This window comes from Photobacterium sanguinicancri, from assembly GCF_002265265.1.
Taxonomy (GTDB): domain Bacteria; phylum Pseudomonadota; class Gammaproteobacteria; order Enterobacterales; family Vibrionaceae; genus Photobacterium; species Photobacterium sanguinicancri.
Genome location: NZ_NOIF01000087.1, coordinates 1 through 19,189, shown reverse-complemented (window position 1 = coordinate 19,189; position 19,189 = coordinate 1). Strand labels below are relative to the sequence as shown.

Sequence of the window (19,189 nt, the reverse complement as noted above, 5' to 3'; positions counted from 1 at the left end):
GCTGGTTTTTTTATAGCTAAATTTATGTGTTATCAATCTAGAATTGGTAAGCCGCCGAGACTTTTACACTTCTACCTGGTTCATTATCCGTTAAGTCGATAGAACGTGCAGAGCCCGTGCGAGAAGCGTGCGATGCGTACTGTGAATCGAATACGTTGTCGATACCAAAGGTCATCACTAAACCATCAACTTGATGCGGCGCCCATTGCGCGAACAGGTTATGGACGTTATAAGCTGCTTTTGGTGCAGTCCCCGCCATTACATTATCATCTTCCAATACAAACTGAGAACGCCAGCCTAGGTATAGGTCGAGGTCATATACAGTGTAATCAAGGCTTAGGTTGATACTGTCACCCATGTCCGTGCTGCGCTTATTACCGTCGAGAATCGGTGTATTGTTGGTGGTATTTTCATTATCAGATTTTGCATAAGATAATTTAGAACTAAATGCGTCATAACCGTAGAAGAAGCTGGCTTCAAACCCTTTGATTTCGGCATCACCATTGTTATGAATATCGTATTGTCGTTTAGGGCCGTTATAGCTTGTTTGCAGGTGATCTTTTAAGTCGGTTTTGAATATCGTGATATTGGAGGCGAAACTGTGCATGCCTATGTCGTAGTTTAGCTTTACGCCCCCTTGGGTGTTTAGCCCCGTCTGCGCTTTGATGTCTTCTGCAAGGTAAGCCACTTCCTGATATTTAATAAAGGACTCTAATAATTGCGGTGCTTTAAACAATGAACGTGTACTGGCAAAGAAGGTGACGTTATCATTCAGTGTATAGTCTGCCGCTAACGCCCACGTTATGTCGCTAAAAGATTGATTGCTGGTGAATGCATCACGTTTAAAGTGATCGTAACGAATCCCTGGTGTTACTGAGAACGCATCAGTGATCTGGATTTTATCTTGTACAAAAATGGCACTTGTTGTGCCTTTTTCTTTTAGTTCATCCGCAGAGCCGTACTGGCTTTTGCTTTCTTGCTGATTATAGTCAACGCCGTAAGTGAAGCCGTTTCGAATTGATCCTAATGCCATATCGGTCGTTGCTGTAACACGGGCACCTGTATTGGTGTTAATAGCACTATTGACTGAGCGGCGGTTACCCGGCCAGCGACCAGGGATTGCAGATTCGTCACGCTCAAGATCAATTGTATTTCTGTACAAGCTGGTTTTAATGCCAAAATGTTCACTGTGATCGTATTGATGGTTGAGCGTAACGGTGTCGCGATCATACTGAGTGGGGATCAAGGTTGTTTTAGACAGTGCATTATTAGCACCTCCTGACATATCGGGGCGAGGGCTGTAATCACCTTTGTCACGGTAGCGGTCATAGGTAAGCTCAAGGCGCTGGCTATCTGTCGGTTCCCAGCCAAGTTTAGCCAACATATTTTTGACTTTACCTTCGGCACCAATCGTTTCGTTCCCTTCACCATCTTTAAAGTTGCCACGTTTGATCATGTAGCCATAAAGCATCGCATCGATGTTATCTGTTAATTGCCCGTAAACAGTCGTAGATCCTTGCTGCGCATCATTGCTGGCGTATCCACCGAAAACACGTGCACCATATTTTTCGCCCGGGCGAAGTAAGTCTTTCGCATTCTTGGTTTCAAAGTGAACTGCGCCACCAAGACCACCACTAATCACCGAATTCGCACCAACCTGAATGTCTACGGCCTTAATGATGTCTGGGTTGAGTGTGAGGTTACCAATGTGGTGAAACATATTGGCGTACTGAGATGCACCATCAAGACGGATATCTAAATCGGTTTCGTTAAAGCCACGAATATTAATACGTTGGTTGACCGAATGGGTTCCACCTACATCGACACCTGGAATATCCCGCAGCAAATCTGAAAGGTGATCGGCTTGTTTTACGGAGATGTCTTCATCACCTAAAAACTCGGAAGAGCTTGACACTTTCGCACCCCATACGATGACTTCCTCCATATGAGAAGTGTCCGTTTGTGTTACCTCGGCGACAACGGGCTGACATACCAGTGCTGCAGCAATTGAAAAGCTGAGGGTCGATAAACGTATTGATTGGCGAAACGGTTCACAAGAGTGGTTTGGGTTCTGGTTGTTATTTTTATTGCTTGGCATGTTAATCCCTAACGATCGCTTAAAACACAATGATCTAAATGATATTTATTCGCGAATGATGATATGTTGCAATAAAAGCAGAATGAAGCGATTAACGTAATGCAAAATCGTCATCGCGTTATGGCAAAGAATCAGCGGCTTACTTTATGTCTAAACGGGCAATAGCAAGCTAAATAAGTCACTGATGATTTTTGCTGGTTAAATTCACGGATAACGACGCTATAGATTTTGTAGGAAGAACAATGAAAAATGAAAATGCACCCCATTCGAATGACAGGGCTTCACTTGTGATGGCGCGACGGGTCGTGATGGCTGCAAAAGTTGAAGAGAATAGGTCGGAACCGCAAGCCGAATATAGCGAGGATAGAGCCTTTGTATCGCGAAGCAACGGCTTGGTTAACATTGATAATATTGAACAACGTAAAATACAAAAAATCATCACGGCTCAAAAATCACAGCCTCAAGTCTTAGTTGAAGGGCGTTTTTTGGCTGAACGTTTCCCGTCAGGGATCTCCGTCATGGGAGGGGATATTCACGAACTTGCGGATACAACGGTATTAGCAACGGCAGGTAGCGCATTGCATATCATTATTGTGTTAAGTGGCAAGTTACGTTTTGGCTACGATGACCATGATTTCTACTTACGTGGAAAACAAGATAGGACTGAAGCCTTAGCCGATATCTCAAAAGTCGATCTCTCAAATAAGACACCAACAGGTGCCGTTGTACATCGACCGAGTAAAGAGCCGACGGCTGTCATTGTCGATATTAAAAGGCGTTGTTCATTTCGGCGGTACTTATCAAAAGGGCGAGTACGTAAACTGAATATTATTATACCGCATGAATGGTTTGAGCGACTCGCATCAGGAGAAAGTAAAGCTGAGGGCATGTTCTGGCAGCACTTTGCTCACCATCTATCATTCGTTAAGTGGCAGCCTTCGCCTCAAGTGTTTCACTATTGCCATGAAATGATGGAAGCCATTGACTTAGAAGATCAGTGGCAGCGTAACCTTTATGTGGAAACAAGGGCAACGGCCATTGTCGGAGAGATGATCCGCGATGTTATTCAGCTGCCAGTAAAGCGGCAAGCTGAGCCAGTTGAAGATCCTTGTCATGCATCAAGTGAGCATTACGATGCTCTATGCGGCGCCATAGAGTATATAGAGTCATATTTACATACAGATTTAAAATTAGAAGACATCGCGAAGCAGTCAGCCATGAGTGTCAGTGCATTACAGCGCAAGTTTAAACAGACATTCACGTGTACCGTTTTTGATTACGTGCGTAATCGTCGGCTCGATAAAGTGAAAGAAGCCATGTGTAAAGAAAAAATCACAATAGGAGAAGCCGCTTATATGGCTGGCTATAATCATCCATCAAACTTTATTACTGCGTTTAAACGTAAGTTCGGTATCACTCCTGGTGAATTGCTTACTTCTTAGACAAAATAAAGGATTTATCTCAATAATACGCTTTACTTATTGTTATCGATGACATTTTTCTGACATTGGTAATGTGTTGAGTGATAAACTAATCGCATGAAAAAAACTGCTTTGCTTCTTTCACTATTCTTTTCAGCGGCTTGTACTGCTTCAGTGCAGAGTTTACCTGAACGTTTAGATGCTGTTCGTTCTGATTTATTGCAGAGCGAGCCTTTAGCAACGTACGATTTTCGTCAATTACAAAGCTTATACCCATATGCATTGTTAAAGCCTTCAAATTTGCTACCGCAAACGGCTAAATATCCTCTTAAATCAATGACTCGACTTTATGCTGGGTCACAAAGCTGTAAGGGACCATGGCCTGTTAGTCCGTTGGTGACACAACCTGTCGTTTACACGCGTGCTATCTGCAATAACACCAAATTACCAGCGGGTTGGTTTATTCGTTCAGGCTATATTCATCCAGGTGGTGGTAGTTATGCATACCGGTATATAAAGCATCACCCGGATAAATCCGAAGCACTGTCACGCTTTCTTCATATACAAGAAAAGCCATTAGCACCCACAAATAGTGAGCTTGGGCGATTACAGCGTATGGATAGTGAAGAGATTGATGTGTTTATTGCGGGTGCAGAAGTCTTTGTTTCTAACGGTGAGCTGTGGGTCCGTAATGGTAATGAATACCATATTTATGGTCAGCCAACATGGTCGATAGTGCTTGAACGGTATCAGTTATTGTTTAAACGCTTAGACAATACTGATTTTTGTTTAGCAAAAACGGGTAATATTTGTTGGCAGGATGAAGACCGTTCGCAAGTTACCTTTTACTTATTGGTGGGATTAGCGGCTGCAAATATTGCGTTGCTGGTGGGTTGGGGCGTATATCGCTTGAGAATTCGCCGTAGAGCCATGCAAGAACGCATGTTGGTATTACAAATACTGACGCATGAATTGCGAACACCCATTGCGAGTTTAGCGATGACGGTTGAAGGTTTTCGCCGTCATTTTGATGCTTTGCCTGAATCACTCTATGATGAGTTCAGGAGATTAACCGAAGATTCGCGCCGCTTACGTCAATTAGCGGAAGCCAGTAAAGACTACTTGCAGGCGAATCAACAGCAACTCAGTGTTGCACCTGTCGACTCGTTTAACGAGTGGATTGAGTATTTAGCTGAGCCGTATGACGTCAATTTGGTACTGCCGGAAGATAGGGCTGTGTCACTCAACGTCTATTGGCTTGGCACGTGTATCGATAATCTATTATCGAATGCACAAAAATATGGCATTACGCCAATTACATTAACGTCATCGTTCAAGGATGGAAAACTGATCGTTACAGTTGAAGATAAAGGTCAGTTGGGGGCTAAAGACTGGTCCCGATTACGCAAGCCCTTTGTGAGCGAAAAAGGTTTAGGGCTTGGCCTTACAATTGTTGAATCGATGATACGTAGAATGGGCGGACGCATGAAACTCATTGGCCCGCCTACCACATTTATTTTGGAGATACCGTGTGAATCAAACTCTGCTACTGGTTGAAGATGACCACAACCTTGCTGATGGTTTGCTCGAAGGATTAAAAGAAGCAGGCTACGAGTGTTTATATGCCGATTGTGCCACTAAGGTTGCGGATTTATGGGATAAAGCGGATTTAGTCGTACTAGATAGGCAGCTCCCAGAAGGCGACTCGTTAACCTATCTTGATGGTTGGTTAGCAATCAAACAAGTGCCTGTTATTTTGCTAACAGCAATGGTGTCGGTAACCGATAAAGTCATGGGCTTGGATTCAGGTGCTAAAGACTACCTTACCAAACCGTTTGCTGAAGAAGAATTGTTAGCGCGTATTCGAGTGCATCTGCGTAATGGTGATAAAACCGTGTCTGCGGCTAATATTATCAAAGTGGGTGATATTTCAATTGATTTAGATAGCCGTACTGTTACCCATAATGAAGAAAGCATAACGCTAACAAGAACTGAATTTGAGTTGCTTGTTTTCTTGGCTAAGCATGCAGGGCGTGTGTTTACCCGTGATGAATTGTTGGATCAGGTATGGGGATACAACCATTACCCAACAACCCGTACTGTAGATACGCATATTCTTCAACTTCGCCAAAAATTGGTTGGTATTGAAATAGAAACCTTGCGTGGTGTGGGTTACAGAATGAAAGCGGCAGACTAAATGAAGCTGCTGCGACTTTCAGCTTGCTTTTTGATGCTTCACTCGGTGTTTTATACACCGAGTGTTTTCGCGCAATGGTTCCTAGGGCAAGATTTGTATACCTCAGCCCATCAGCGTTTGCTGGAAGGAAAGACATCTGAAAGTTTTGAGTCGATGATCCAAGCATGGCAGCAAATCCCGAAAGAGGAACAACGCATCAATCTGGATAATTTGTTGACGTTGGCTATCACGGAAGATTGCGGCCGCAGCTTATCACAGGGTGTTTTGCCTAAATGGCTAGCGAATCTGTCAATCCGCCGTGAAGTTATTCAAAATTTGAATCAAGTGATGCTGAAGCTATCTATTACTGGCGAAACAAACGTGCCTATCAGCGATGTCACGTTTACGCTTTGGCCTGATAATGCATTGATTTCAAGTTCACCAATAAATGACGAAAGTGGTCACTTCTCGGTAGAGACTCAGCGACTTGAGCTACCCGTTGCCGCGGGTTTGTATAAAATCACCATTACCAACGAAGAGAAGGAAAGTTGGAGTTCGTGGATCATATTAACGTCACCGTCCATTAAACAAAAAATAGGCTGGAAAGACAGTAAAAACTGGCACATAGAAAAATCGCAATTACCAAATCAAGCATGCCCATCGCCAGTCTTGTCGATTAACTTGTACGATCTTAATGATTTAAGTTGGACGCCGATTTGGACTGAAGAGCTAGATGGCCGTTTACCCACGACATTACCTGAAATTGATGTTCCCGATGGCCGTTATTGGCTAAGTGTCGGGTTGATTGAAAGCCGATGGCAAGGTGATATTTCTATTCTGGATACTCAGCGTATTACAAGACCTGTTGATGCTCAGGCAACAACAGTCACAGAAGAATAGTGACAGGATAATAGTGACAGAAGAGTAAACCCCTAAACCTAAATGCCCCTCAAAGTGCACCCTGTGCTAACTGTGTTTGCTTAAATCCACTATGTTTACTCATAAAGATGTATTTTACTTATAACTTTAAAGGTGTATTATTAATGCATCTTTAAAGTTGAGTAATCACCATGATGCAAATCCTTGATAACGAGAAAGAACAGAAAATCATGCCGCTGTTCCGTCTTGCATTTCGCCCTTTCTTTTTAGCCGCTAGCGCCTTCTCTGTTATTGCGATGCTAGTGTGGGCTTTATTTTGGTCTGGTTTATTAACCAATAATCAGCTGATGTATGGTAATCCTCTATGGTGGCATAGCCATGAAATGCTCATTGGTTTTACTGGGGCCGTGATCATCGGCTTTCTACTTACTGCTGTGCAAAACTGGACGGGGAACCCAGGTGTACGTGGCGGTAAACTCGCCGCTATCTTTGTTCTGTGGCTCGCGGCTAGAGTTGGGCTGTTATTGGGACAGCCACATATCATTTGGATGATCATTGATCTCAGCTGGATCCCATTGGCTGCTTACTTCCTTGCTAAGCCAATTATTATTCGTCGCCAGTGGAATAATCTATTTTTTACACCGCTTCTTATACTGCTGACTTTAATTAATGCAGCGATGCACCTTAACGTCTTGTCGTTAGCGCAATTTGATCAACACCAACTAACACTGGCACTGGTAACCGTGGTTTCTGTCATTGTACTTGTGGTTGGTGGTCGTGTTATTCCATTTTTCACATGGCGTGGTACTGATACGGCACAAATTACACGTCTTGATAAAATTGAATGGCTTGCACTCATCCCAAGTTGGTTATTGTTGTTAAATGTATTATTGCCAGTACCCGAGGCGATTAATCGCTTTTCATTACCTGCGCTATTTTTAGTCACTGGATTAACCAACCTCGTGCGTTTTGCTCGCTGGCGTTCATTCAGCACGTGTAAGGTTCCGCTATTGTGGTCATTACACTTTGCTTATGCCGCAATGATAGTGGGAATGTTATTACTTGGCGTTCATTTTGCTGGTGGCTCTGTAGGTTATAGCACGGCGCTACACTTCATCACTGTTGGTGGTATGGGCGGTATGATTTTAGCCATGATGGCACGTGTATCACTTGGTCATACAGGACGTAACTTGAAAGTTGGTCGTATCGTGGTTATCGCATTTGTACTCATGGTTGCTTGTGTACTTACTCGTACGCTGTTGATCATGCTGTTCCCAGCGATGGTTATTAATGGCTATGTTCTTTCCGCTGTGTTGTGGACATTAGCATTTGGCATATTCACTATTGTTTATTTCCCTATTTTAACCAAACCTCGCTTAGATGGTCGTCCAGGTTAAAAAACGAGAGGAGTGACACCATCGCCAATAGGCTATAGAATGTCGCTCCTTTCAAGATATCAGGCGCATTATTACTATGTTCAATTCAACAACACTGACTCACGCAGAGCAACAACTTGCAGCCGAACGCATTCATGAGTTAATGGCTAGCGGCATGAGCAGTGGTGAAGCTATTCAAATAGTCGCTAATGATATTCGCGAGTCGGCTGCAAAAGCGAAAGCACAGCAAGAGCCAGCGGCACGCTTCGAAGAAGAATAAGCGTCGGTGAGCTGTTTTAAATGACAGCTAGATGACAACTGCGTAAGAACGCAGAAGACAAAAACGTGATAAAAGAACGATCAGAACGGCACCTTATTATGAGGTGCCGTTTTTTTATTCAAATTGTGCGTCAAATCTCATACAAAAAAGCCAGAATCAGCAACCCTGATAAGTTCAAATATACTAATACTGTAATTAAGGTTAAGACGGTGTCTTTTTAATTACGCAATGGCTGTGAGCAATTTAGACAACGTATGGGCAAAGCGGCAGTCCATTTTGTATGAAGGTGAAATGAAATGAATAATCGTTATCTAAAAGCACGGACTCTAGCAAGAAGTCGGCATAGTGGACAATATTATGGAGATCTGCCTTATCACGTGCATTTAGAGGCAGTTTCACGTTTAGCAACACCTTTCGGGACGGATGCCATGATCATTGCGCAATTGCATGATGTCATGGAAGACACTGAAACGACGGTTGATGAGTTAGCTTCTGATTTTGGTTTTCTTGTTGCTGACGCGGTTAATTACATGACCGATGGTAAATTAGAAGATCGTGCTAAACGCAAAGATATGATTAACCAACGTCTATCATCATTAGATGCTGATGAAGAATCAGCAAGGCTGGCATTAATAGTCAAAGCGTGCGATCGGCTAGCCAATGTGCGCGCCAGTAAGTCGTCTTCAGAGCGTCACTACGATATGTATAAACTTGAGCATGCCTCTTTTAAAGAAGCGGTTTATCGCAAAGGGCTATGCGAAGCTATTTGGTGGGAGCTTGATAATTTGATAGAGCCTATGAGCGAGCAATAATCAGTTAATTGGCTAGAATCAGTCATTGGATTAGACGCCGCGCCTATAAAAAAGATCAGGCTTATTCCTGATCTTCTTATATTTGCGCTGTCAGTGACAGTACTGTTAGCCGTTATGTGCGATTATTCTTTATCAAATAGACACAGTGGCGATTAATCGTAAATAGTTGGGATAGGCTTGCGTTTATGTTGCGTGGCTTTGTAGATGCTTACAAGACGCTCAGAGACGTGAGCTTCAACATCTTTACCTTCTAAGAAGTCATCTATTTGGTCGTAGCTGACTTGTAGGGCTTCTTCATCTGCTTTTTGCGGTGCAAGTTCTTCAAGATCAGCCGTTGGTACTTTCACCACAAGTTGCTCAGGTGCACCCATGTGTGCAGCGAGAGCACGAATTTGGCGTTTATTTAAACCAAACAACGGAGCAAGGTCACATGCACCGTCACCGAATTTAGTATAAAAGCCAGTAATGTTTTCTGCAGAGTGGTCCGTCCCCAGAACAAGTCCACCGACAAGGCCTGCAATTTCATACTGTGCGATCATACGAGCACGTGCTTTCACGTTACCCTTCACAAAGTCAATTTTTGCAGAGTCATTAGGAATAAGGCCTGTGCCTTCAAGGGCGAATAGGGTACTCGCGTGTATACCGTCTACGCCATCTTTAATATTGACACTCACTGACTGAGAAGGCTGGATGAAAGATAAAGCAATTTGAGCTTCGTCTTCATCTTTCTGCTCACCGTAAGGGAGACGGACGGCAATAAACTGGTGATCTTGTGTCTCTGATTCAGCATTTAGTTCATTAACGGCCAGTTGGGCTAAACGACCACAGGTTGTTGAATCTACGCCACCGCTGATCCCTAGTACAATTGATTTACAGCCTGACTGCTTCATTGTCTTTTTAATGAAAGCGACACGGCGTTGAATTTCAAAATTCACATCAATTTCTGGTAGAACGCGCATTTCTGCACGAATTAGCTGTTCCATCGTTACGTAATCCTCGGGCTTTGCCCAAATAGTGTTCACTTGAATCCGATATGACTACAAAAGTGAATAAATGCGTTAAAGCTTTAGCAAAATCATGCGATAACTCTACGTGATGATCAATGCTATTCTGGCATTTATTTACAGAAATGCATAAATAAAGGACTTAAACGCATGACACAGTCTATAGCCGTATTTGGGAGTGCTTTTAATCCACCAAGTTTAGGGCACTTATCTGTTTTAAAACGTTTAACACGTTTTGATCGTGTCTTACTTTTGCCGAGCTATTCACATGCTTGGGGTAAAAAAATGCTCGATTATGACGCGCGTTGTGAACTTGTATCAGCGTTTATTGACGATAGTGGATTAACAAATCTAGAACTATGTCGGATAGAAGAGGCCATAGCGACGGGCGATGAAGCCATCACAACCTATGCTGTGTTAACAGAACTTCAAAAGCGAATCCCAGATGCTGAAATCACTTTTGTTATCGGTCCTGATAACTTTGCGCACTTCCATAAGTTTTATAAGTCAGAAGAGATTACTGCAGCTTGGCAAGTATTGGCATGCCCTGAAACGCTAAAGATAAGAAGCACATTAATTAGGGACAAACTTGCGAGTAGTTGTTCTATTTCACATCTAACCACGAAGAAAGTCGCTACAATGCTAGTAGATGATTCTCGGTTCAAGTTTGAATAATCAACATTGTTTCGATGTTTTTTATTCTATAACATATGAAGTGAGTCGCTTTTTAAGATGAAATCGAAGTTTTTGGGTGTCACACCCGAAGTGATTGAAGTAAGGCATAGATTTGAGTGTATGTAGAATTAAATTAACGTTATTCGGTATCAGCGGCATATTGCTCGTCTCAGCTGATGCTTTTGCACTCTCATGTAATCCATATTCTGCTGCATCGGTTATTTCAAACAACAATGTTCTTCATGATCAACGCTGTAGTGCGGTTATCATTCCTGATTTCCTTATTGAACCCAGTTTAGCCAGTTCAACGGATTTGCCGAGTTGGCAAGAAGATGAAGAATTTAATGGCCAGTTCTGGAATGATTGGTCTGGATTAGTCGAAGACGACTCACCCGTTATGAGTGCGCGTGCGGCTTCCACTTTTTATGGCTTGGGCTTTTGGATGCCTGACGAAAATAAAGAAAAAGAAGTTGATATAAAGAACATAAAAGACATTGAAGACTTGATCCGTCAATACGGCTTGTTAATGTCGTTTGGTGTTGGGGGGGAAGATCCTGATGCCTTACGGTTCAGGTTTGATTATCGCTGGCATGATTCACAATCAAGTGACGTTTTTCTGCAATTAGAAATTCCATTCCAATAAAGCCCTGCAAATCAATACTCTCAGATAAGCCGTCTTAAGTTAAGTTGTTAAGTTAAAAGTTAAGTTAAGTTGTTAAGTTAAAACCCAAAAATTGAACACAAAAAAAGTGATGTGATAAACCAAGTTTTATCGACATCACTTTTTGTCTCAAGCAAAGATCTTGCGCTTAATCATTTAACGCTGATAGCGGCTTTCCTAAAATAGGCAGAGACAGTGTCTCAAGGTATTTAATATCAACGCTCAGCTCTTCTGCAATCTTGTCTGGTTTACGCCCTGAGCGTGCCAGTCTTAATGCTTCTCGCATCAGCAGCGTGATTTCTAATTCAGCTAAATTAATGTGAAGCTTTTCAGAAATCACTTTGGCGGCAGGTTGATCGGTTACCTTGTCACCGTTTAAAGCGATTTTAAGTGATTCTTGATAGTGCTTAGTCAGATCAGGACATAGCGACTTGTTATCAACTTTAATATTGATGAGCTGATCTTTTAGAACGGCCAGTAAACGACCGTATGGCCCATCCCATATTTGCTGTTCTTCTGCTGTGTTCTCTAGTTCAGTTAAAAGCACAGAGACAAGCGGAGAGAGTGAGAAGAAACCCGCTTCAGTACAAACAGGGTGGGTTATACGTGCAGAAATATCGACACGCTTTATTTGGCTGCCAGGCAGAATAGTTAAAGCATGTAAGCACTCGAATGGTACCCAAAAACCATGTCCCTGAGGGATCAAATGTTCGTTTTTACCAAGGCGGATAAGTGCAGCACCTTGCGTTACAGCGACCATATAAGACGTCATACTTTTACGGCGCGGGCCTACAGATAAATAAGGGTATTGCTGGTGGGTAAACTCAATAGCTTGTTTCATACGTATTCTCTTGCAAATAAGCCCGCACATAGTGATAGCTTTTGACTTGATCGTCAACACATCCACTAGTAAGACTAGGATTATTTGGTGACTTTTGTAACGAAAAAGCAATGCCTTGCTGACATTGTTCGGGATTTTAAGTTATTGTGATGTCTAATTAGGCGGAGAGTAGAACAATTGCTCTGGTAAGACCTCCAACCATGCGTCTTATTACGTTGCATCACTATGAATGTAGGTATTTCTGCGTAAAATGACCCAGTTTTTATTATTGATGAAGCATAATTGTGCAAACAACTAACGATATTTATAAAGAAATTCGCCCGTACAACGACAGCGAAGTTAATGGCGCAATTGAGCGTCTAGTGAATGATGATGAGTTCATCACTGCTATTCTAAATTACCGCTTCCCACAGCTTTCGGGTATTTTTGGTTGGCTGCTTCGTCCGATCATTCGTCGTTTTCTTGTAAACAAATGGTCGAATATCAATACAGTTGAAGATGTTCAGAATCATGTTGCTAAGTACATGGCCGCAACACTTGAACAATCATGTGACACCATTACGCATAGTGGTTTAGATAAGCTGGATATGAAGCAGGCTTATTTATTTGTGTCTAACCACCGTGATATTGCGATGGATCCTGCGATTGTTAACTGGTGTTTGTTTAACCAAAAGTTCAAATCGGTGCGTATTGCGATTGGTGACAATCTACTGAAAAAGCCTTGTGCTACTGAATTGATGCGTTTGAATAAGAGCTTTATTGTTAAGCGCTCTATCAAAGCACCACGTGAAATACTGAAATCATTGGGCTTATTGTCGAGCTACATTGCAGATTCAATCGAAACAGGTCATTCAATCTGGATTGCACAGAAAGAAGGCCGAGCAAAAGATGGTAATGATAAAACAGAGCCAGCTATCTTGAAAATGTTCAACATGGAAGGGCGTAAGCGTAAGCAGAGTTTCTCTGAGTTTATGGCTTCACTTAATATTGTCCCTGTTGCTATTTCTTACGAAAACGACCCGTGTGATATTGCAAAAGCTCAAGAGTTAGATCAAATTCGCACTAAGGGCAGCTACGAAAAAGGTGAACTGGAAGATATCGACAGTATCATCAAAGGCATTGTTGGCCAAAAGCGTCGTATTCATGTCAGCTTTGGCGATGTGATTGGCACTGAATTTGAAACACCAGAAGAGTTGGCTGTAGAGATTGATCGCCAGATCACGCAGAACTACAAATTGTTCCCTGCAAACTACTTAGCTGCTGGCATTGAACATGAATCTGTGACGGCGACAGAACGCCAAATGTTTGAAGACAAGCTTGCATCGCAATCATCGGGTGTGGCTGAAATTTTAAAGAAAATGTATGCCTTCCCTGCAGAGAAACAGCAAGGTTAAGCACATTTAGCGACAAGCTTTGTTAGAGATTTTAAACGGGTGAAGTGATTTACCCGTTTTTTTATACCTAAAGTTTCGCTATTTAGTCTGAAATCATTTTTTACCATCAATGGGACTTAACGTTCGGACAATCGCTTGTGGTGATATAACTTCAACGCGACGGTTTTGCTGCTTTTCTAATATTGCTTTACCTGCAACGACCGGTTCATCTTTTCCTGCCGCAATGATTTGTAATCTTTCTTCCTCAATACCAAATACCGCCGTGATATAAATAGCCACGCTGAATGCCCGTTCATACGACAACACAATATTGTCTTCATCACTGCCATCGTCATCACTGTGACCAACAATCAGTAGATAAGTATCCGGGTAATTTTTCAACCGAATAGCAATGGGGTCAAGAATGAGCTGTGATTGTGCGGAAAGCTCATAGCTGTTTACATCAAATAGAATAACATCTCGATGCTCGGGGAGTGTGGTGAGTAGAACTTTGGCATCTGGTGCGGCGCTACCACTGCGTGACGCTGTCACATTACTGGTGGGGGTTGATCCAGAATCTGCATTTAATGACTCTGCCGAACGATTATCAGCACACCCAGAAAGGCTTAACAATAATATACACACGCTAAAGCGAACTATCGCGCTTTTGAAAATAGCCGTTTGACACGATGACGTTAGAAAAGACAGAGCATGTACGTATAGCATCACAGAACCTAAAGCGGAAAAGGGTACCTTTAAGGTTTAGTGGAAAGTGACAGGATCACAACTTCAAATTTGAGAGAAAAGCAGTCGTCGTGGACGCGAGCAGCTATCTGAGCGGTTGTCCGAGAGACAGCCGCTCAGTGAAAGCTCCCAACTTAATCTAAGATCGGGTTGGGTTTATTGTAAGGAAAAACCGACATGCGATCGGCCATGAAATCAATAAAGCTTCTTACCTTAGGTGCAAGATACTTGCGACGAGGATAAACAGCATAGATCGGCAAGTTTACGTTTGCTTTCCATTCAGGTAAAAGTCGCACGAGTCGGTTAGTATCAAATTCATCAGTAATAAGGTACGTCGCTAAATAGGCGATACCGACACCGGCTGTTGCTGCATCTAGCACGGCTGGAGCGTTGTCTATACGGTAATTACCACGAGCAGGAACTGACTGGTTAACGCCATCACGGCTGAATTCCCAGTTTATATATTGGCGTTCACGGCTTTGATAGGTAATACAGTTGTGACGGCGTAACTCACTCGGTGTTTTGGGCTCGCCATGTTCTGCAATATATTCCGGAGAGGCCACTACAACGAATTCACACTCAGACAGTTTGCGTGCAACCATGCCTTCAGGTGGGTGTTCATGAATAGCCACCCAGCAGTCAAAGCCTTCTTCAAGCAAATTAGGGCGATGATCAAATAGGCTCACTTCTAACTCTAGATCTGGATGGGCCTTTTGAAATTCAGCTAATGCCGCTGTGATATGAATATTACCGAATGATTGTGCAATACCTACGCGCAATACGCCTTTGATTTCGTTGCGATAGCCAGCAACCATCGCTTCCGCTTCGTTAACGGTGTCGACAAGCTGTTGCCCATACTCGGCATATTGAAGGCCAATATCCGTTAGCGCAACAGCGCGAGTACTACGCTGAACAAGCTGACAGCCTAAACGCTCTTCTAAAAAACGGATTTGCTTGCTGACTTGAGATTTAGAAATACCCAGTCGTTCAGCTGCACGGGTAAAGTTTTGTTCATGGCCAACTGTCGCCAAGATAACCATCTGTTGGAGATTTTCTAGCATAAAGAAATACCGTTATCATCGAAGGGGTATTATATCACTGATTTTAAAGTAACTTCATCAGCCTAGTGCATAGTTAACTGCGCAATGCATAAAACAAAGAGGATACAGGCCTAGGTTAGCTATATCAAAAAAGGCCCAATAGTCTTCACTGGCATGCTGTACTTGGCCATAAACAGCTGAATAAACGACCTATGCGTACTTTGGCTATTCATCACCTCATACCAACAATTAATCACATCAATGAAGACTATCAATTTAAACGTTTTCATTAATTCTGTGTGAAAACGTAGAATTTGTACATAACAGGAGGAGTTATGTTCGAAGTTTTAATCCGCTTTTTTGTACTAGGTTTGTTTAGCTTTGGTGGCCCAGCGGCCCACATAGGTTTTTTTCAGCGTGAATTCGTCGAAAAAAGGAAATGGATGTCGGATAATGATTTCACACAAGCTGTGGCGTTATGCCAATTTCTTCCAGGCCCTGCGAGTAGTCAGCTAGGGATGTATATTGGCTTTAAACGTGCTGGTTATCTTGGTGCCGCCAGCGCATTTGCAGGGTTTACATTACCATCTTTTGCATTACTGACGTTTCTTGCTGTAGCCAGTGCCGACGCCATTGATGCGAGCGCGATGAATATCTTTATACAGGCTGCAAAACTATTGGCTGTTATTGTCGTTGCCGACGCAGTATGGGGAATGGCGAAAAAGAATTTAGTATCAGCAGCGACTGTCACGGCTGCATTATTAACGGGTGTATGGGTTACATTCTCAACTGGGTTACTCGGCCAGATAGTGCCAATTTTAATCGCTGCACTTGTAGGGCTCATTATTAGCTATAAAAAAGGGGAACCAGCAAATAATGAGTCAGCAGTTACGCCTAAAATTGTCCCACATAAAGGACTGTTAGCGAGCTTTTTTATATTGCTTATCGGTTTACCGACGGTAAGCGCATTCAGTGCAGAGCTCGGCATATTTAATATATTCTATCAAGCGGGTAGCTTTGTATTTGGTGGTGGTCATGTCGTATTACCACTATTGCAACCTATGCTAGAGGGGATGGTTCAGAGTGATGATTTCCTTGCAGCTTATGCGTCAGCACAGCTTGTACCTGGCCCTATGTTTACCATGGCGAGTTACTTAGGTGCTATTGTTATGCCGCAGTCACCTATAGTGGGTAGTTTAGTGGCGACAATCGCCGTGTTTTTACCAGGGGCCTTATTGCTGTTTGCGTTTTTGCCTACGTGGGAAGCTATTTTTGCACACTCTAAGCTGAAGGCTGCAATCACATTAGTGAATGCAAGTGTCGTTGGTTTGCTGGCTAGTGCATTTATATCACCTGTAATATCTAGCGCTATTATCACATGGCAGGATGTTGTAGCCGTTGTCGTTGGTTATGTATTACTTAAATACAAAAATGTACCAGTTTGGTTGCTGGCTATTCTACTTGGTGGCTATACAATCATCATTCACTAAGTAAGAATGGCAGACAAAATAAAGGTGCAATAAGCACCTTTATTTTGTCTGCCCTAACGCACTATAACTAATGGGTGTGCATCGAAATTTTTATCATACGCCATCTTAATAATACCAAGTCTGTTAAGCAGTACGTCAGAAAAGAGTGCTAATCTAATTAAAACTAATAACGAATGCATAACTATGACACAGCCGCGGAAAACACGACAAAACCTAACAAACTACGATGTAGTTGAATTACTGCGAAGTGAAATAGAGCAATCTGAAAAGAAAATGTCGAGCAAACTTTTCTTTGCTCATGCGGTCAATGTTCTATTATTAGCTCTTTTCATCATGTTCTATGTCTCGACAGAAAGTCAAAAAGTACGCAATTATGCAGCAGAAGCGATGCAAAAATCGTTCGAAGCAGAAAGGGCTGTACATATTATTGATGAGGCGGCGGGAACTAACTTTTTAGAGCAGTCTAAAATCGGCGAATAGTATATCAGTGTTCACACGACACTGATGTATCAAAAGTATCTGATACATCAGTGTTTATCTAAAGATTGCTGTTACAACCTTAATGCTAGAAATCGATAACTATTTTATTTCCTTTAATCAGCAATTCAGGTTTAGCCGATTTTAAAAGAGATTGCTTAAAGTCGTTTTCATCAAGCTTATAGATAGGGCGCGTTGAAATTAGCTCACCAACTAAAGATACAATCGGTGAAACGAAAGGTTTAGCAATGAACATTCCGATTTCAGGCGGTGAAACCTTAATGTCTTCCAGTTCTAGCTGCTTAACAAAAATAGCCCCTTCTTCTTTGTCATAGTAGGGGATTGCACTAAAACTCATGCTAACATCAACTGCCTGAGGTTTTTGCCCCGTAATAACAACGTTTGCTTTGGCATTTGCATCAAGATTGATCCTGTCAGCCGCAACGCGGCCTATACCAACTGCGATATCATCGAAAGCGACATTTGCATGCGCGATCCCTTTAATTCCGACAGTTCGCTCAAACTGAGCGTTATCATCAAGGTAAGACTGAACTTCATTTTCAGTTACCGTGTAACTTGCACAGCCTGATAGAAGTAGTATTAATACAATAGGAAGCTGACGAATAATTTTTTGCATAGTGATTAATTGATAATTCTAAAACTTAATTATCGGCTAATGTTATCAGAATTAGCTATCGCAAGTATGAGACAAACAAAAATCCTCTTGTAATTAGCAATCACAAGAGGATTTTATAATCAGTTTGTTTTAATTTAATTAAGCACTTTCAGCAAACAGCAGCTCTAAATTGTAATTATTACGCTGTAACGAGTTTTTAAGCTTACTCAAAGAGCTGACCTGGAGTTGTCTAATACGCTCACGTGTTAAACCAACCTCATCTGCAACTTGTTGTAAAGTTTGTGCTTCATAGCCAAGCAGTCCAAAGCGACGGCATAGGATCTCACGGTCACGCATATTAAGGCTTTCAAGCATCGAAATAGCGAGTTTATTGATATCTTGCTCGTTCGCTGCTGTATCTGGGTTCATTGAACCGTTATCAGAAATGAAAGCAGACATACTTTGTGAGTTTGAATCGTCACTGATTGCCTGATCAATCGAGACAACAGGGGCATCAAACGCAAGTACACCAGAGATATCTTCAACACTTCGTTCTAGCTTTTCAGCGACTTCTTCTTGGCTTGGTTCATGGCTAGTATTACGCATTAACTGCTTGTGTGTACGAAGAATGGTATTAATTTCTTTTGATACGTGAACAGGTAAGCGAATAGTTCGAGCCTGATTATGAATAGCACGCTCGATAGTTTGTTTAATCCACCAAGTTGCATAAGTTGAAAACCTGAAGCCACGTTCTGGGTCAAATTTATCAACCGCGGTGATTAATCCAATGTTACCTTCATCAATTAAATCACTCAGTAACATACCGCTACCACGGTATTTTTTAGCGATACTCACAACAAGACGAAGGTTACTCTCGATCATGACCTGTTTAGCCCCTTTATCACCAGTTAGGCATTTTCGGCTATACAGTACTTCTTCTTCTTTGGTAAGTAGCGGTTTATGAGAAATTTCTTTTAAATACAGGTGAATTACATCTGCGTCAAATGCTTGTGATTCGTCATTTTTGATATCCATATCAATTCCCCTAACAACAAATGGTAAAAGTAACTTCCGCGTATACTTATTAACAACATTTATACACACTAACATACAGAAATCGCATATACCACCGAGTGACTATGATATTTTGACTAAATGTCATTAGACTTTTGTCGTAGATGAATTTCATTTTTTCCTTTTAACTTGCTGTTTATAATGAAATAAGT

General features: G+C 42.1%; 19 protein-coding genes. 12 read left to right on the top strand and 7 right to left on the bottom strand.

Going from position 1 to position 19,189, the window contains the following annotated elements:
• Positions 1-37: 37 nt before the first annotated feature.
• Positions 38-2,098 (bottom strand): TonB-dependent siderophore receptor, encoded by a 2,061-nt coding sequence (locus ASV53_RS13910; protein WP_094957499.1) that lies wholly within the window; start codon positions 2,096-2,098, stop codon positions 38-40.
• Positions 2,099-2,340: 242 nt separating this feature from the next.
• Between ASV53_RS13910 and ASV53_RS13905 the strand changes: the two genes are divergently transcribed.
• From ASV53_RS13905 to ASV53_RS13875, 7 genes are all read left to right on the top strand, one after another.
• Entirely contained in the window at positions 2,341-3,540 is a 1,200-nt protein-coding gene (locus ASV53_RS13905; RefSeq protein ID WP_094957498.1) for a helix-turn-helix transcriptional regulator, read from the top strand.
• 96 nt (positions 3,541-3,636) lie between these two features.
• Positions 3,637-5,076, top strand: coding sequence for a sensor histidine kinase VxrA (vxrA, locus tag ASV53_RS13900; protein WP_094957497.1), 1,440 nt, complete (start codon positions 3,637-3,639; stop codon positions 5,074-5,076).
• Positions 5,051-5,716 (top strand): response regulator transcription factor, encoded by a 666-nt coding sequence (locus tag ASV53_RS13895; RefSeq protein ID WP_062691894.1) that lies wholly within the window; start codon positions 5,051-5,053, stop codon positions 5,714-5,716. The genes vxrA and ASV53_RS13895 overlap by 26 nt, the downstream gene beginning before the upstream one ends.
• Positions 5,717-6,595, top strand: a complete 879-nt coding sequence (locus ASV53_RS13890; protein ID WP_083541015.1) for a DUF2861 family protein — start codon at positions 5,717-5,719, stop codon at positions 6,593-6,595. It begins immediately after the preceding gene.
• A 170-nt stretch (positions 6,596-6,765) separates the two neighbouring features.
• Positions 6,766-7,971 (top strand): NnrS family protein, encoded by a 1,206-nt coding sequence (locus ASV53_RS13885; protein ID WP_189337877.1) that lies wholly within the window; start codon positions 6,766-6,768, stop codon positions 7,969-7,971.
• A gap of 76 nt (positions 7,972-8,047) precedes the next feature.
• Positions 8,048-8,230 (top strand): YoaH family protein, encoded by a 183-nt coding sequence (locus ASV53_RS13880; RefSeq protein WP_062691896.1) that lies wholly within the window; start codon positions 8,048-8,050, stop codon positions 8,228-8,230.
• Positions 8,231-8,526: 296 nt separating this feature from the next.
• Complete coding sequence (locus ASV53_RS13875; protein ID WP_062691898.1) at positions 8,527-9,042, top strand: bifunctional (p)ppGpp synthetase/guanosine-3',5'-bis(diphosphate) 3'-pyrophosphohydrolase; 516 nt, start codon at positions 8,527-8,529, stop codon at positions 9,040-9,042.
• 152 nt (positions 9,043-9,194) lie between these two features.
• Here the strand turns inward: ASV53_RS13875 and nadE are convergent, their stop codons facing one another.
• Positions 9,195-10,025, bottom strand: a complete 831-nt coding sequence (gene nadE, locus ASV53_RS13870) for an NAD(+) synthase (RefSeq protein WP_062691899.1) — start codon at positions 10,023-10,025, stop codon at positions 9,195-9,197.
• 171 nt (positions 10,026-10,196) lie between these two features.
• Here nadE and ASV53_RS13865 point away from each other — a divergent pair, with 171 nt between their 5' ends.
• The gene (locus ASV53_RS13865) at positions 10,197-10,721 is read left to right on the top strand and encodes a nicotinate-nicotinamide nucleotide adenylyltransferase (protein WP_094957496.1); all 525 of its coding nucleotides are present in this window, start codon (positions 10,197-10,199) and stop codon (positions 10,719-10,721) included.
• Positions 10,722-10,833: 112 nt separating this feature from the next.
• Entirely contained in the window at positions 10,834-11,364 is a 531-nt protein-coding gene (locus tag ASV53_RS13860) for a hypothetical protein (RefSeq protein ID WP_094957495.1), read from the top strand.
• 166 nt (positions 11,365-11,530) lie between these two features.
• Here ASV53_RS13860 and ASV53_RS13855 read toward each other — a convergent pair whose 3' ends face one another.
• Positions 11,531-12,223 (bottom strand): hypothetical protein, encoded by a 693-nt coding sequence (locus tag ASV53_RS13855; RefSeq protein ID WP_062691905.1) that lies wholly within the window; start codon positions 12,221-12,223, stop codon positions 11,531-11,533.
• 284 nt (positions 12,224-12,507) lie between these two features.
• Between ASV53_RS13855 and ASV53_RS13850 the strand changes: the two genes are divergently transcribed.
• Positions 12,508-13,617, top strand: coding sequence for a 1-acyl-sn-glycerol-3-phosphate acyltransferase (locus ASV53_RS13850; RefSeq protein WP_094957494.1), 1,110 nt, complete (start codon positions 12,508-12,510; stop codon positions 13,615-13,617).
• A gap of 93 nt (positions 13,618-13,710) precedes the next feature.
• Here the strand turns inward: ASV53_RS13850 and ASV53_RS13845 are convergent, their stop codons facing one another.
• Together ASV53_RS13845 and ASV53_RS13840 are read right to left on the bottom strand one after the other, a co-directional pair.
• The gene (locus ASV53_RS13845) at positions 13,711-14,322 is read right to left on the bottom strand and encodes an OmpA family protein (RefSeq protein ID WP_094957493.1); all 612 of its coding nucleotides are present in this window, start codon (positions 14,320-14,322) and stop codon (positions 13,711-13,713) included.
• A 152-nt stretch (positions 14,323-14,474) separates the two neighbouring features.
• Positions 14,475-15,401 (bottom strand): LysR family transcriptional regulator, encoded by a 927-nt coding sequence (locus ASV53_RS13840; protein WP_062691911.1) that lies wholly within the window; start codon positions 15,399-15,401, stop codon positions 14,475-14,477.
• Between the two features lie 314 nt (positions 15,402-15,715).
• Here ASV53_RS13840 and chrA point away from each other — a divergent pair, with 314 nt between their 5' ends.
• Together chrA and ASV53_RS13830 are read left to right on the top strand one after the other, a co-directional pair.
• Positions 15,716-16,870 carry a chromate efflux transporter gene (gene chrA, locus ASV53_RS13835; RefSeq protein ID WP_094957492.1) on the top strand — a complete coding sequence of 385 codons (1,155 nt, stop codon included), beginning with the start codon at positions 15,716-15,718 and terminating at the stop codon, positions 16,868-16,870.
• A 183-nt stretch (positions 16,871-17,053) separates the two neighbouring features.
• On the top strand, positions 17,054-17,350 hold the full coding sequence (locus ASV53_RS13830; protein WP_094957491.1) for a hypothetical protein: 297 nt from the start codon (positions 17,054-17,056) through the stop codon (positions 17,348-17,350).
• Between the two features lie 85 nt (positions 17,351-17,435).
• On the opposite strand, the gene ASV53_RS13825 is transcribed toward ASV53_RS13830, so the two are convergent.
• Positions 17,436-17,984 carry a YceB family lipoprotein gene (locus tag ASV53_RS13825; RefSeq protein WP_094957490.1) on the bottom strand — a complete coding sequence of 183 codons (549 nt, stop codon included), beginning with the start codon at positions 17,982-17,984 and terminating at the stop codon, positions 17,436-17,438.
• 138 nt (positions 17,985-18,122) lie between these two features.
• Entirely contained in the window at positions 18,123-18,998 is an 876-nt protein-coding gene (gene rpoS, locus ASV53_RS13820) for an RNA polymerase sigma factor RpoS (RefSeq protein WP_094957489.1), read from the bottom strand.
• Positions 18,999-19,189: the final 191 nt, after the last annotated feature.